Raw genomic sequence first — 13,782 nt, 5'->3', positions numbered from 1 at the left:
CACGGCGACCGGCCGGCGGTGCCCGAGATGTTGCCGGAGTCCGTATCACGGTGCCCTGCGGTAGTTCTCGTTTTCGTGGGAGGCAGGTGGTCGATGGACGCCGCCCAGGTCCGGGTCAGCACCCTGCTGCTCGACTCGCCGCGCACGATCGTCGGCGTGCGCGCCGCCGAGGTCGCCGCCGACGTGGTGGCCGCCGCGGCCCGGATGCGGGTCCCCCGCGTGCTCGTGATCGCGGGCGCCGGCTTCGCACTCCGCAGTTGGTCCGAACCGCTGCTGGCGGCATTGCGGACATTCCCGCTGCACGTCGTGACCCAATCCGGCTTGCCGACACCCGAATCCGTGGCGCGGCTCGCGCACGCGGTGCGGGCACATCGCGCCGACGTGGTCGTCACGATCGGCGGCGGCAGCGTCATGGATGCGGGCAAAGCCGCTGCGGCACTGTCGGTCAGCGCCGATCCCACTCCCCAGTTGGTGGTGCGGATGTGCGAAGACGAGGTGGGCACCGAGGACGTACCGCCGATCATCGCCCTGCCGACAACGCCGGGGACCGGCGCGGAAGCGACACCGTTCGCCACGATCTGGCATCGCGATCAAGGCCGCAAACTCTCCCTGCGCGGGTCCGCGCTCCAGCCGGTGACGGCGATTCTCGACCCCGACCTGCTCATCGGCCTGCCCGAGGCCCACCTCGTCAGCTGCCTGCTGGACACCCTTGCGCAGGGCTTGGAGGGCGCGTGGTCGATCCGGGCCGACGAGCGGTCCGAATGGCTGGGCGCGGCCGCGTGGTCGCTGCTGGCCGAGCTGCTCGACGAGCCGCACACCGGCTTGGGATCGGCGCAACGGCACGCCGCCCTGCTCGCCGGGCACTTCGCCGGACGCGCCATCGCGATCGCGGGAACCACTGTGTGCCATGCCATCTCGTACCCGCTGACCTTGCGCTACGGACTGAGCCACGGCCATGCCTGCGGGCTCACGCTGGCATCGGTGCTGCGCTACAACGCGCTCGTCGGCGACGACTGCACCGATCCGCGCGGCGCCGCTCGGGTGCACGGCGCGATCGATCAGGTGGTGCAGGCGGCTGGCGTCGGAACTATCGACGAGCTGGCCCGGAATATCGAGGCGCTGGTGCGATCGCCCGCATTGCCACCGGCCCCCGACATTCGCCACGACGCGACTCGGATCGCCACCGAGGCACTCGCTTACGACCGCGCGGGAAACAATCCCCGCCGCGTCGACGGAGAGGGCCTGACGCGCCTATTGGCCGGGACCGCGGAGAGAGACTATGCGCGTTGACAATTACAAGCTCATGCACTGGCTGAACACCAGGAAAATGACGACCGGCCAGGTGGCCGAAGCCGTCGGCCTGGACCACGGGCAGTTCGAGAAACTGCTGTCGGTGACCGACGAGTGGCCGGACGAACTCGCCGACGCGTTGGCCCGAGCACTCCAGATCACCCCGGAGCAGCTGGTCGCAAGCGGTCGCGCCGATCTGACCGTGCTGCTCCGCACCGCCCAGGAACTGCGCGACACCCGGCGCCCCATTCAGCGCGACGGCATTCATTTCTACAACTACTACACAATGGCGGCGCCGCAGGGCGCGGTCGCGCCGGTCATTCTCGACATCCGCTGCCCCGCTGATCGATTGCCCGCCTTGAACAATGGGCACCTGGAACCCGCCATCACCATCAATCTCGGGCCCGGCGATATCCACGGGCGGTGGGGCGAGGAACTCGGCGAAGCGACGTGGCAGGTGATCAGCGCCAATCCGGACGAGGACAATTGGATCGTCGGCGACTCCTATGTCGAACCGTCCTATTGCCCGCATACCTACTCGCTGGCCTCCGACGCCTCGGCTCGAATCGTTTCCTACACCGGTCAGTCCGCACTCGCCGGGCTCATCGAAGACGTCAACGACTGGTCCGATCCGGCCGCGCACGCGATGCTCGGCTGGCTCGACGAAAGCCTGACGCCGCAGAAGGTGGCCACCCTGCTGCTTTCGCGCCGCGGGCACACCATCGAGTCGGCCGCCGAAGCACTGGGTATCCGGGCAAGCGACCTGATCGCGGCGCTCGACGAGGGCGCGCTCGACCAATTGCGTGACCTGGGAACAACACTCGGCTTCGACTACCGGCTACTGCTCCGCCCCGCGACCCGGCACGACGCCGTGGGCAAGACCTTCAAGGACATCGCGCAGTGCCGCAAGGAAATCCGCGACTTCCAGGGCTACCGGGTCACCTCGCTGGCGTCCGCCCCGCACCTGCCCGATCTCACCGGACTCTTCCTGCTCGTGGCCGGCCAGGACGGCGCGAACCTCTGCGAACCGGCCGAATCCCATTACCTGGTGACCGCCGGCTCGCCCACCCTGCACTGGACCGATGCCGCTGGGCAGGAGAGACATTCGGAGCTGGAGGTCGACGCGTCGGCCTGGGTCGCGCCGTTCGTGACGCATCGATGGTCCGGCGACGGCGCACTGATCAAGCTCGGCTCCGGACGACATCTCGGCTACCTCGACCTGTACGAGCTCACCAATACCTATGCCGCGGTGTCGACTGTGCGGCGCGGCCGCCGCGACAGTCGCGGCTGGGGTTACGACTCTTGAGAAACACCTTGCGTCACAACGGGAGACAAGATTGCGCGTCGTCTACACCGATCCCGCCTGGGCATTCGACGCCCAAGGGCAGCCGGATCTCGCTCTGGCCGATATCGAACGCTCGGTGTTCGGCACCGATATCGACCTGAGCCTGGGCCTGTTCGACGGTCGATACAAGGTGCGGGGTAAGGACTTTCACGACCATGTGCGGGGCGCCGATGCCTTGGTGATCTATCGCTGTCAGGTGACCCAGGAACTCCTCGAGGCGATCGAGCCGACCTGCCGGGTCATCGCCCGCAGCGGTGTCGGCATCGACAACTTGAACGCACCGCTGCTGGGCGGCACCGGGATCGTCTCGTTCAACGTCCCCGACTACTGCGTCGACGAGGTCAGCACCCACACTTTGGCTCTGCTGCTCGCGCTGGAACGCAAGGTCTGCACGCAGGACCGCCTCGTCAAGACCAACCAGTGGAACATCCACGCGGGCGGAGTCCCGCGACGAGTGTCGGCCTGCACCGCGGGCATCATCGGATTCGGCCGCATCGGCCGGGCGACCGCGCGCAAGCTACAGGCGTTCTACCAGACGATCATCGCCTACGACCCCTACGTGTCGGCCGACCTCATGGCCGGGTACGGCGTAACCGCCGCAACGGATTTGGCCGAACTGTTCGGCACCGCGGACGCGGTGGTGATCCACGCGGCGCTGACCGACGAGACCGACCGGCTCATCGATGCCGCCGCCCTCGCCGCTGTCCGGCCGGGCGCCCTGCTGGTCAATACCGCCAGAGGTCGGCTGGTCGACCCGGCCGCCGTGCTCGAAGCGCTCGAGGCGGGCCGGCTCGGCGGTTTCGGCTCGGACGTGTTCACGCCCGAGGACCCCAACGACGACCCGACTGCCCGCAAGCTGCTGAACAGGGAGGACGTGGTGGTCTCCGCACACCGCGCGTTCCTCTCGATCGAATCCGAACGCAGTTGCCGGCGCCGGGTCGCCGAGGGTGTCGCCAGTGTCCTGGCCGGCGGGCCGCCGCCCGCCGCAGGCAGAGTGACCTGATCCGAGAGGCAGTGCGCGTGATAGAGAACTTCCCTGTTCAGACGGGATCACCAGCCGAGTTTTCGGCCGGCCTGCGGTTGCGCGGGCTGCTCGCCGAACCCGAGCCGACATACCTGATGGGCGCACACGACGGCCTGAGCGCGCGCATCGCGGCCGAGGCCGGGTTCGCCGGCATCTGGGCGTCCGGCCTGTGTATGTCGACCGTCCTGGGCGCCCGGGACAGCGACGAGGTGTCCTGGGGCGAGCTGCTCGATCTCGCCGCCCGGCTGGTCGACGGCGGCGTCCCGGTCCTCGTGGACGGCGACACCGGCTACGGCAACTTCAACACCGCGCGGCGCTTCGCCGCCCGCGCCGAGCAGATCGGCGCGGCGGGGATATCCATGGAGGACAAGGTCTTTCCGAAGATGAACTCCTACTTCGGCGACAGTCACCCGCTGGCGCCGATCGGCGACATGTGCACCAAGATCGCGGCCTGCCGGGACCAGGTCGGCGCCGAGTTCGTGCTCGTCGCCCGCACCGAGGCGCTGATCGCCGGCGCCGGGCAGGCCGAGGCGCTGCGGCGGGCCGAGGCGTATCGGCAGGCCGGCGCCGATGCCATCTTCATTCACTCGCGCAAGCAGACCATCGATGAGATCGCCGAGTTCACCGCGGAATGGGCGGCGCGGCTGCCGCTGGTGATCGCGCCGACGACCTATCACACGGTCCCCAGGGAAACCTTCGCCGAACTCGGCATCGCCGCGGTGATCTGGGCCAACCAGGCGATGCGGGCCTCGGTCGCGGCGATGCGGCAGGTGTGCCGGGCGATGCTGCTCGACGGCGCGGCCGCGGTGGAGCCGACCATCGCCTCGCTCGCGGAAGTGTTCGCGCTCATGGGTTATCCGCAGCTCGAGGTCGACGAGGCGCACTACATCGAGCTGGCGCGAAAGTGGGTGGATTCGTGATCGACGCCGACGATCTGCTCGGCGGGCTGATCGCGCGCGGGGTCCTCGACGTGGTCGGGGTGCCGTGTTCGTATCTGACGCCGATCATCAACCGGGTGGCGTCCGGTTCGGCGGCCGGGTATCTGCCGGTGACGCACGAGGGTGAGGCGGTGGCGATCGCCGCGGGCTGCTGGCTGGCCGGCGCCACGGCGTGCGTGATGGGGCAGAACTCGGGGCTCGGCAATATGGTCAATCCGCTGACCTCGCTCAACTATCCCGGGCGAATTCCGGTGCCGCTGATCATCAGTTGGCGTGGGGAACCGGGTCGTCCGGATGAACCGCAGCACGAGCTGATGGGGGCGATCATGCCCGGGTTGCTGGAATTGATGCGGGTCGGTCATGCGGTGATACCCGACGAGCCCGCCGAGGTCGATGCGTGCCTGGCCGGTGGCTGGGCCGAAATGGACCGGGAGCAGCAGCCTTTCGCGTTCATTCTGCGCGACGGGGTGATGGTCGCGCAGCAGCTCGAGGAGCCGTCGCTTGCTGCCGCCGTGATTCCGGCGGTTACTCGCTCCCCCAGAACTCGTGTTGCGCCAACGCGTTCGGCGGCGCTGGAGGCACTGGTCGGATCGCTCGACGATTCCGCTGCCGTGGTGTCCACCACGGGCAAGGCCAGCCGTGAGCTCTACACGATTGCCGATCGGCCACAGCACTTCTATCTGGTCGGTGCGATGGGGTCGGCGAGCGCCGTCGGCCTGGGCGTCGCGCGGCACACCCGCCGATCTGTGGTCGTGATCGATGGCGACGGCGCGGCGCTCATGCGGCTCGGCACGTTGGCGGCCGTCGGCGCCCATGGCGGGCCGAACCTGATACATGTGTTGCTGGACAACGGGGTTCACGATTCGACCGGCGGGCAGCAGAGCCTCGCGGCACAGGTCGACTTCCCGGCGGTGGCGCGGGCCTGCGGATACGCTCGGGTGTACGACTGCGCGGATCTGGCCGAATTCACCGAGGTCATCAAGGTCGCGCAGGTCGAGGCCGGGCCGACGTTCGTCTATCTGACGATTCGACCGGGCTCGATCGCCGAGCTGGGCCGGCCCGCGGTCTCACCGGCCGAAGTAGCAAGGCGGTTCCGGGATTTCGTGACAGGAGTCGATCATGTTTCGTGATGGCGCGGTCCAACCCTCGTCCGACGAACTCACCGTGTGTAATCCGTGGAACGGAGAGACCGTCGGTGTGGTCGCGCGCGACACCGTCGCCCAGCTGGACGAGGCGATACAGGGTGTTCGAGCCGCTTGGCGACCGCTGCGACCGGACCGGCGGGCGGCGATCCTCGGCCAGGCCGCCCGGCTGATCCGTGCGCGGTCCGGAGAGCTGGCCGAACTGATCTCCCGGGAGTCCGGCGTGTGTATCGCCGAAACCCGCAAGGAGACAGAACGAGCCGCGGCCAACCTGATTGTCGCGGCGACCGAGACCGAGCGGTTGCGGGGGGAGAGCATTCCGGTGCCGGGTCAGGATCGGCTGGCGCTCACCAAGTTCGAGCCGATCGGGATCGTCGCGGCGATTACGCCGTTCAACCGGCCGCTCAATCAGGTGGTCGTGAAGGTGGCCCCCGGTGTGGCCGCCGGCTGTGCGGTCGTGCTGAAACCCTCGGAGAAGACGCCACTTACGGCGCTCGCCTTCGCCGAAATCCTCCTGGAAGCAGGGCTGCCCGCCGAAAACCTGGTCGTCACAACGGGTGCGCCCGGCGTGCTCGGTCCGGCGCTGGCCGGGCATCCGGACATCGACATGGTCACCTTCACCGGCTCCGTGCACACGGGGCGGGCGGTATCCGTTGCGGCCGCGGGCAAGAAGATCCTGTTGGAGCTGGGCGGGAACGATCCGCTGATCGTCCTGCCGGATGCCGATCTCGCGCTGGCGGTGCAATTGGCGGGCCAGGGTGCCTTCGCCACCGCCGGACAGTCGTGTCGCGGGATCAAGCGGGTCATCGTCGTCGGCGCGGCGGCCGACGACCTCGTCGCCAGGCTGGTCGAGGCGGCTCGGCACAAACAGGCCGGGGATCCCCTCGATCCGGCGACCGACGTCGGGCCGCTGGTCAGCGAGGAGGCGGCGATCACCGTCGAACGGCGGATCGGTGACGCGGTGGCCGCGAATGCGAAACTCCTGCTCGGCGGGGACCGGCGCGGTCCGCTCATCACCCCCGCCGTCCTTGATAACGTGCCTGCCGACGCCGAATTGGTGGTCGAGGAGACGTTCGGTCCGGTCGCCCCGGTGATCCGGGTGGCCGACACCGCGGCGGCGATCCGGGTCGCGAACAGCACGCGATACGGGTTGCAGGCCGGGGTGATCACCGCGGACGTGGCCGAATTCACCGAGATCGCCGCCGCGCTGCGGGTCGGCGCCGTAAACCTCAATGCGGGACCACATTTCGACTCACCACACATCCCGTTCGGCGGGGTGAAGTCCAGCGGGATCGGCCGCGAGGGCATCCCCTACTCGATTCGGGAGATGAGCACCGTCAAGACCATCACGCTGCCCTACCCACTACATCAAGGTTAGGACGAACCCATGACCGCGGAACCCGCATCGCCCGACTACCAGGCCCTGTTCCGGCTCGACGGGAAACGCATCCTCGTGATCGGCGCGGGCAGCGGCATCGGCCGCGAATCGGCCCTGGCCCTCGGGGCGCTCGGCGCCGAAGTGACGTGTGCCGACATCGATCTCGCCACGGCCGAGGAGACCGCGAAGCTGGCCGGACCGCTGGCCGCCGCTATCCAGTTGGATGTGCGGGACGCGGTGGCCGTCGACGCGGCCGCCGCGGCGCTGCCGGAACTCGACGTGCTCGTGTTCACCACCGGGCGCAATGTGCGCAAGCGGCTGCTCGATTACGCGGTGGACGAGTTCGACGCCGTCGTCGACCTGAATCTGCGCGGCGCCTTCCATATGCTTCGCGCGTTCGGCCGGGGAATGGTCGCGCGCGGGAGCGGTTCGATCGTGGGGATGTCATCGATCCGGGCGATCACCGTGGAGCCCGGGCAGGCCGTCTACGCGGCGACCAAAGCCGGTCTGCTCCAGCTGATTCGCGGGGCCGCCGCCGAGTTCGGTCCGGCCGGGGTCCGGGTGAACGCGGTCGCGCCGGGCGTGGTGCGCACGCCGCTGACCGATCCGATCTTCGACGTGCCGGAGTGGCAGCAGGCCTACGCGGACAAGAGTGCGCTCGGCCGGTGGGCGCAGCCGAGTGAAATCGCCGGGGCGGTCGCGTTTTTGGCCTCCGACGCGTCCAGCTTCGTCACCGGGACGATGCTGACCGTCGACGGCGGGTGGACCGCCGTCGACGGGCGCTACGAACCACCGCGCTAGGCCCGCGGCGAATCGACCAGCAGGACCGCGTCGTTCACGAACGTGCCCATGTCGGGCGCCTCGAACAAGAGGTTCATCGGGACCTCTACGCCGAATTCCTTCCGTAGTGCGGACATCAGCTCGCCGGCGAGCAGGGAGTCGCCGCCCAGCTCGTAGAAGTTCGCGGCCGGTTCGGTATATCCCGCGCCGCATACCTGCCCCACGATGCCCCAGATACGTTCCTGCACAATCGCTCTCCTAGTCTGCTCGGCGCAGCTTGCCGGCGGCGGTCCGGCGCACGTCGGCGACGATCTCGATCGCTCGCGGTGTCTGAGCTCTGGTCAGTTGCTCGCGGCAGCTGCGCCACAGCTCGGCGGAGATCTGTTCCGGGTCACCGCTGTTCAGGCTGACCGCGGCATGCACTACCTCGCCCAGCGCGGGGTCGGGCATGGCGCGAACGCGGACGTCGCGGACGGCGGGATGGTGGTCCAGGACCCGTTCGATGTCGCGGGGGAAGACCTTGACGCCGCCGACGTTGATGGCGTCGTCCTTGCGGCTCACCAGCGTGACGTAGCCCTCGGCGTCCATCGAGGCGAGGTCGCCGACGCTGAAATGCCCGTCTACTTCGTCCAGTTTCGGCCCGGAGCCGATGTAGGCCGGCTGGGTGGCGTTGTCGTCGGTCATGAACAGCTCGCCGGTCTGCCCGACCGGGACCTCCTGAAGGAAGTCGTCCAGGATTCGCACCGAACAATGGATCGGACGGCCGACGGATCCGGGATGTCGCAGCCATTCGTCGCCGCGGATGCTGAGCACGCCGATCCGTTCGACGCTGCCGTATTCCTCGTACACCCTGGATGGTTCGATCAGTTCCAGCCACCGGCGTTTCACCGATTCCGGACATCGCGCCGCGGTGTGCACGACCAGCCGCAGCGACGAGAACGGCTGCCTGTTCATGCGACTCGCTTCGATGAGCGTGCTCATCTGGGCGGGCACGGTCCGAAGTACCGCTACCCGTTCGGATTCGAGCAGATCGAGGAACAACTTGGGTGAGGCGTTGCCGGGGATGACGATGCGGTGGCCCAGCGCGAGACCGTGATAGAGCGCGCCGAAACCCGCGTGGTAGAGCGGAAGTCCGATGATCTGGGTCTGGCCGTAGGCCATTCCCCGTTCCTTCTCCTTGCTGCTGAGTGGTCCGGAGTCCGCGTACTCCCAGGGGCGGTTCCGGATGATGAGTTTGGCCACACCGGTGGTTCCGCCGGACAGCGAAATCGATCTCGGGATTCCGTCCGGCGGTAGTTCGGTGGGGACGTTCATGTCGTGTGCAGCGATCAGGGCCAGGTCGTTTCCCTCGACCACCCAGCCGCGGGAATAGCGTTCGACGATGCCGGATTTCACGTCCTCCGACCAGCGGTGGTCCACCGGGAGGACGGCGGCGCCGACCTCCCACAGCGCGAGCGTCGCGATGACGTGGCCGATTCCGGGCGGCAAGGCGACCGCGGCCAGGTCACCCGGGCGTAAACCGTTGCGCCGATAGGCTTCCGCTTGCTCGCGTGACTTGATCACGAGGTCGTGCCAGGTGATCTCCTCGCCGGCGGTGAAGCCGCGCACCGTGACGGCGCATTCCCGCGGCCGCTCGGCTGCCGTGCGCGCGATCAGAGCACAGATCGAGACGGTCATGCGGTCATCCCTCGGTGCGGACGTATTCGTCGGCGATGGACAGGGTTTCGTCGAGCAGGGCCATCCCCTCGTGGATTTCCGCCTCCTCGATGATCAGCGGCGGGCAGATCAGGATGATGTTCCAGTGGGTGAGCAGGTACAGGCCCTTGCGGAAGGCCGCGGCCGTCAGCCTCGACATCGGTTCGGCGGCAGCGGCATCGGGGTTGTACGGGACCAGCGGTTCCTTGGTTTCGCGGTCGACGACCAGTTCGATGCCCCAGAAACAACCGCTGCCGCGGATATCGCCGATCGACGGATGCCGTTCGGCCAGCTTGCGCAGCTCCGTTTCGATCAGTGGGCCCAGCCGGTTCGAGCGTTCGATCAGCCGTTCTTTCTGATAGACGCCCAGCACCGCCACGGCCGCCGCGCAGCCGACCGGATGGGCGCTGTGGGTCAGGCCGTAGGGGAAGACCGAGTCCTGGAGCCAGCCGGAGAGCCGGTCGCTCACGGCGACCGCGGCCAGCGGCACGTAGCCGGCGGTGAGACCCTTTGCGCACGTGATGATGTCGGGAACCACGTTCCACCGGTCGCAGGCGAACCAGCTTCCGGTGCGGCCGAATCCGGTCATCACCTCGTCGAAGATCAGCAGGATTCCGTGCTCGGTGCACACCTCGCGGATCGCCTCGAGATATCCGTCGGGCGGGACGATCACGCCGTTGATGCCGGTGATCGGCTCGATGATCACCGCCGCGACGTTCTCGGCGCCTTCGTACTGGAGCAGCTCACGCAGATGCGGTGCGCCCGTGCACACCGGGCACGGCGTGGGATGCCCTGCGGGACAACGGTATGTGTAGGGGTCCAGCATGCGGACCACGCCCGGCAGGCCCGGCTCGCCCACCCAGCGGCGTGGTTCGCCGGTCAGGGTGAGCGCGCCCGCCGTGCTGCCGTGGTACGAGCGGTAACGCGCGATGACCTTGCTCCGGCCGGTGTAGGCGCGAGCCAGCCGGATCGCGGCCTCGTTCGCCTCGGTTCCGCTGCACGCGAAGAAGAACGAGTTGAGGTCGCCCGGCGTGACTTCGGCGAGCCGGTCCGCCAGTTCCTCGACGATCTCGATATCCCACGGGCGGCCGAGGGTCGCCATGCTGGCCACCTGCTTCTGCACCGCCTCCTGCACCTCGGTGCGGCTGTGTCCCAGGTTGGCGTTGACCAGCTGGGAACCGAAGTCGAGATAGGAGTGTCCCGCGGCGTCGAAGAATCGGCAGCCGTCGCCGCCGACGATCCGCGGTGGCGGTTGTACCCCCTGCCGCGACCATGACTGTATTACCCGCCCCTTTGACTCTGCCATTGGCGAGACACCTCCCGAATTACCTTGGTACTACTCGATTCCGACCTCAGCGAATGGCGACGCGACGCTGCGTACCCGGGTCGAAGGCGAAGGTCGCGATGACCGAAAGGACGCAGGCCCAACCGGTCAGCACGAGGATGTTCGGCACGATGCTCGACAACCCGCCGTTGTCCGCCAGCACCCGCTTCATCCCGTCGACCGCCCAGTACTGCGGGGTCAGCGGGGCGAGCGGGCGGTCCCAGGCCGGCATCAGGCGGACCGGCACGACGGCGCCGCCGACCGCGCCCATGCCGAGAACCACCAGCTGGCACAGGTTTTGCATGGCGGAGACGTTGCGGGTGAGCGAGACCAGTACCAGGCCGAGGGAAATGGCGGTCCAGGCGATGGCCAGAATCAGCACGGTCAGTGCGAGCAGCGATCCGTTGATCGTGCCGCCGAACAGGAACCGTCCGGTGACGATCAACAGCGCCATCTGCACCGCGGAGAGAACGAAGTACGGGATCGCGAGCTGGATCGCCATCATGCCGCGGGACAGGCCGCTGGTACGCACCAAACTCCATGCGCCCGAGGCATGTTCGCGGTAATGCGAGGTGCCCATGAACATCATGACGTAGAAGCCGAACATGATGGTGAAGCCGGGGACCGTCTGGTTCGCACCCGCGCTGCCGGTGATACCGGAGAAGGCGTCGCTCAGCAGGGCCTGCATCAGCAACGGTGCGGCGAAGAGGAAGACGAACAGGGTGGGGTCCTGACGCCAGGTGGCCAGCTCTTTTCGGGCGAAGGCCCAGGTGATCGTCATGATGTCGCCGATCCGGGCTGCTCGATGGCGTGCAGGAACGCGTTTTCCAGGGAGATCGGGACCAAGCGCACGTCCTTGATCGGGACGTGGCTCTCGTCGAGGACCCGCACCACGGCGGGGAGAATCTCCACTTCGTGCGCGGCCACCCTGATGCGCCTGCCGTGCACTGTTATTCCGGTGTCCGGTAGCGCGTCGCGCAGCAGTGTCAGCACCGCCGAGGTCTCGTCGCTGACGATCTCGCAGTAGGGGTTGCCGTATTCGGCGACAAAGCTTTTCACGTCGGCGGTGACGATGATCGAGCCGGAATCGAGCACACCTATTCGGTCGCAAAGGATTTCGGCTTCTTCCAGATGGTGGGTGGTGTACAGGATCGTCGAGCCCTCGCCGCGCATCTCCCGGAGCAGGTTGTGGATGGCGTGGCGGGAATCGATGTCGACACCCGTGCTCGGTTCGTCGAGGACCATCAGCGGTGGTGAATGGACGATGCCCATGCCGATCGAGAGCCGGCGGCGCTCGCCGCCGGACAGCTGCGCGCCGCCCCGGTCGGCGATCTGGCTGAGGCCCAGCCGTTCCATCACCTCCGCCGCTCTGTGTTGCGCGGTGGCGTGGGACAGGCCGCGGATGACCGCGGAGAAGCGGAGGTTCTGCCAGACCGTCATGGCCAGGTAGACCGTATTGTCCTGCGGGACATAGCCGATGTGGCGGCGGACCTTCCGGCCGTGCTTGCGCACGTCGGTGCCGAATACCTGGACCCGGCCCGCGGTCGGTTTGACCAGTCCGCAAATGATGTCCAGCGCCGTGGATTTGCCGGCGCCGTTGCGGCCGAGGAGGCCGAAGATCTCGCCGCGGCCGATCGCCAGGCTCATCTCGTTCAGGGCGCGGACCGAGCCGTATCGCTTGCACAGTCCGTCCACCGAGACGACCGGTTCGTCGGTTATCTCCATGACTGTCTCTCCACGATCGAGCGGACCAGATCGCGGTAGTGGACCGCCCGGCCGTAGCGCTGCGTCATCAGGACCGCGCCGACGCCGCTGGGGACGTGGTAGACGAAACTGGTTGCGGCGCGGCCGAGCCAGCCGACGGTGCGTGCGTTCGGGTCCAGGGCCGCCCAGGTCGGGTCGCTGCTCGGGACGTGCAGGCCGTAGGAGAAGCCGTAGCCCTTGCCCGGGATGTAGTCCGGGCCGGTGCCGGCCAGCGGGCCGATCTGATCGATGAAGAGTTCCTTGGTGATCGGTCCCAAAGCTGGGATCGACAGGTGGCCGTCACGGTCGGGGGTGATGGCGCAGAGCAGCTCGGCGAAGTCGCCGACGGTTGAATAGGCGCCGGAACCAGCCGAGAGCCAGGCCGGGGTTTTCTGGTGTGCCACAAGCCCGTTCGGTGTTCCTTCGGCGAGCGGTTCGGCGACGCGGTCCGGTGCTTGGACGCTGAATCCGGTGTCGCGCAAGCCGAGTGGGCGGCAGACTCGCTGATCGATGATCGCGTCCAGGGGGCGGTTGTCCGCGATTTCGAGGATGCGGCCGAGGACGTCCATGGACATGCCGTATTCCCAGACGGTTCCGGGGTCGGCGGCGAGGGGCTGCCGGGCGAGGTTCCGCACGGCATCATCCAGTGTGTATGTGCCGGTGCGGTGTTCGTACTTCTGGACCTTCGCTGCCGCGTAGTACGGCTTGATGTTCTCCGAGGAGTGGTAGCCGCCGCCGATGCCCGCGGTCTGGCGCATCAGGTCCCGGACCGTCAGCGGACGGCTCGGCGGTCGCACCGTGCCGTCGTGCACGCTCGTGTCCGCGAAGCAGGGCAGCCATTCGGCGACCGGGTCGTCCAATCGGAGCCGATCCTCCGCCACCATCGTGAGCGTCGCCAGCGCGGTGAAGACCTTTGTCATGGAATAGATCCGGAAGATGGCGTCGGCCGGCATCGGACGCTCGCCGCTCGCGTCGAGGTCACCGATCGCTTGCAGATCGATCAGCGACCCGTTCTCCGTAACCGCAACCACCACGCCCGGTATCCGGCGCGCTTCCACGTCGGCCGACACGGCCTTCAGCAGCTCGGTAATCATGTCCATCGTCGTCTCCCGCGCCCCCCAGT

13 protein-coding genes are annotated in these 13,782 nt (G+C 67.8%); 7 read left to right on the top strand and 6 right to left on the bottom strand.

The genetic code is table 11. The annotated features are described in order from the left end of the window. Window positions 1-93: 93 nt before the first annotated feature. From F3087_RS33095 to F3087_RS33065, 7 genes are read left to right on the top strand one after another with little or no spacing between them, the layout of a single operon-like run. Window positions 94-1,290, top strand: coding sequence for a phosphonoacetaldehyde reductase (locus F3087_RS33095; protein ID WP_191094255.1), 1,197 nt, complete (start codon window positions 94-96; stop codon window positions 1,288-1,290). Beyond that, entirely contained in the window at window positions 1,280-2,596 is a 1,317-nt protein-coding gene (locus F3087_RS33090; protein WP_150406020.1) for a helix-turn-helix domain-containing protein, read from the top strand. The genes F3087_RS33095 and F3087_RS33090 overlap by 11 nt, the downstream gene beginning before the upstream one ends. 31 nt (window positions 2,597-2,627) lie before the next feature. Beyond that, complete coding sequence (locus F3087_RS33085; protein WP_150406019.1) at window positions 2,628-3,638, top strand: C-terminal binding protein; 1,011 nt, start codon at window positions 2,628-2,630, stop codon at window positions 3,636-3,638. 17 nt (window positions 3,639-3,655) lie between these two features. Beyond that, window positions 3,656-4,579 (top strand): isocitrate lyase/phosphoenolpyruvate mutase family protein, encoded by a 924-nt coding sequence (locus tag F3087_RS33080; protein WP_223885520.1) that lies wholly within the window; start codon window positions 3,656-3,658, stop codon window positions 4,577-4,579. Next, entirely contained in the window at window positions 4,576-5,727 is a 1,152-nt protein-coding gene (aepY, locus tag F3087_RS33075; protein WP_150406018.1) for a phosphonopyruvate decarboxylase, read from the top strand. Before F3087_RS33080 ends, aepY begins: the two co-directional genes overlap by 4 nt. Then, complete coding sequence (locus F3087_RS33070; RefSeq protein WP_150406017.1) at window positions 5,717-7,117, top strand: aldehyde dehydrogenase family protein; 1,401 nt, start codon at window positions 5,717-5,719, stop codon at window positions 7,115-7,117. Before aepY ends, F3087_RS33070 begins: the two co-directional genes overlap by 11 nt. 9 nt (window positions 7,118-7,126) lie before the next feature. Then, window positions 7,127-7,918, top strand: a complete 792-nt coding sequence (locus F3087_RS33065) for an SDR family NAD(P)-dependent oxidoreductase (RefSeq protein ID WP_150406016.1) — start codon at window positions 7,127-7,129, stop codon at window positions 7,916-7,918. Here F3087_RS33065 and F3087_RS33060 read toward each other — a convergent pair. The 6 genes from F3087_RS33060 to F3087_RS33035 are packed head-to-tail and all read right to left on the bottom strand — an operon-like array spanning window position 7,915 to window position 13,759. Further along, window positions 7,915-8,145, bottom strand: a complete 231-nt coding sequence (locus tag F3087_RS33060; protein ID WP_191094254.1) for an acyl carrier protein — start codon at window positions 8,143-8,145, stop codon at window positions 7,915-7,917. The two genes, F3087_RS33065 and F3087_RS33060, sit on opposite strands and share 4 nt — an antisense overlap. A 10-nt stretch (window positions 8,146-8,155) precedes the next feature. Further along, window positions 8,156-9,574 (bottom strand): class I adenylate-forming enzyme family protein, encoded by a 1,419-nt coding sequence (locus tag F3087_RS33055; protein ID WP_150406014.1) that lies wholly within the window; start codon window positions 9,572-9,574, stop codon window positions 8,156-8,158. 4 nt (window positions 9,575-9,578) lie between these two features. After that, a complete protein-coding gene (locus tag F3087_RS33050) occupies window positions 9,579-10,898 on the bottom strand; it encodes an aminotransferase class III-fold pyridoxal phosphate-dependent enzyme (protein ID WP_150406013.1) in 1,320 nt (439 codons plus the stop codon). Between the two features lie 46 nt (window positions 10,899-10,944). Further along, on the bottom strand, window positions 10,945-11,697 hold the full coding sequence (locus F3087_RS33045; protein WP_150406012.1) for an ABC transporter permease: 753 nt from the start codon (window positions 11,695-11,697) through the stop codon (window positions 10,945-10,947). Beyond that, window positions 11,694-12,641: an ABC transporter ATP-binding protein gene (locus tag F3087_RS33040; RefSeq protein WP_150406011.1), complete on the bottom strand. Its 948-nt coding sequence runs from the start codon at window positions 12,639-12,641 to the stop codon at window positions 11,694-11,696. The genes F3087_RS33045 and F3087_RS33040 overlap by 4 nt, the downstream gene beginning before the upstream one ends. Beyond that, window positions 12,632-13,759 (bottom strand): serine hydrolase domain-containing protein, encoded by a 1,128-nt coding sequence (locus tag F3087_RS33035; protein ID WP_191094253.1) that lies wholly within the window; start codon window positions 13,757-13,759, stop codon window positions 12,632-12,634. The genes F3087_RS33040 and F3087_RS33035 overlap by 10 nt, the downstream gene beginning before the upstream one ends. Window positions 13,760-13,782: the final 23 nt, after the last annotated feature.

The sequence above is a fragment of the Nocardia colli genome, assembly GCF_008704205.1.
GTDB classification, from domain to species: domain Bacteria; phylum Actinomycetota; class Actinomycetes; order Mycobacteriales; family Mycobacteriaceae; genus Nocardia; species Nocardia colli.
Note: the sequence above shows the minus strand (reverse complement) of the source record. Positions and strands in the feature narration are given on the sequence as shown.

Bases quoted from the DNA above. Each gene is read 5' to 3' on its own strand.
- F3087_RS33055 (WP_150406014.1), bottom strand. From the start codon at position 9,574: ATGACCGTCTCGATCTGTGCTCTGATCGCGCGCACGGCAGCCGAGCGG.
- F3087_RS33050 (WP_150406013.1), bottom strand. From the start codon at position 10,898: ATGGCAGAGTCAAAGGGGCGGGTAATACAGTCATGGTCGCGGCAGGGG.
- F3087_RS33095 (WP_191094255.1), top strand. From the start codon at position 94: ATGGACGCCGCCCAGGTCCGGGTCAGCACCCTGCTGCTCGACTCGCCG.
- F3087_RS33065 (WP_150406016.1), top strand. From the start codon at position 7,127: ATGACCGCGGAACCCGCATCGCCCGACTACCAGGCCCTGTTCCGGCTC.
- F3087_RS33090 (WP_150406020.1), top strand. From the start codon at position 1,280: ATGCGCGTTGACAATTACAAGCTCATGCACTGGCTGAACACCAGGAAA.
- F3087_RS33070 (WP_150406017.1), top strand. From the start codon at position 5,717: ATGTTTCGTGATGGCGCGGTCCAACCCTCGTCCGACGAACTCACCGTG.
- F3087_RS33045 (WP_150406012.1), bottom strand. From the start codon at position 11,697: ATGACGATCACCTGGGCCTTCGCCCGAAAAGAGCTGGCCACCTGGCGT.
- F3087_RS33035 (WP_191094253.1), bottom strand. From the start codon at position 13,759: ATGGACATGATTACCGAGCTGCTGAAGGCCGTGTCGGCCGACGTGGAA.
- F3087_RS33040 (WP_150406011.1), bottom strand. From the start codon at position 12,641: ATGGAGATAACCGACGAACCGGTCGTCTCGGTGGACGGACTGTGCAAG.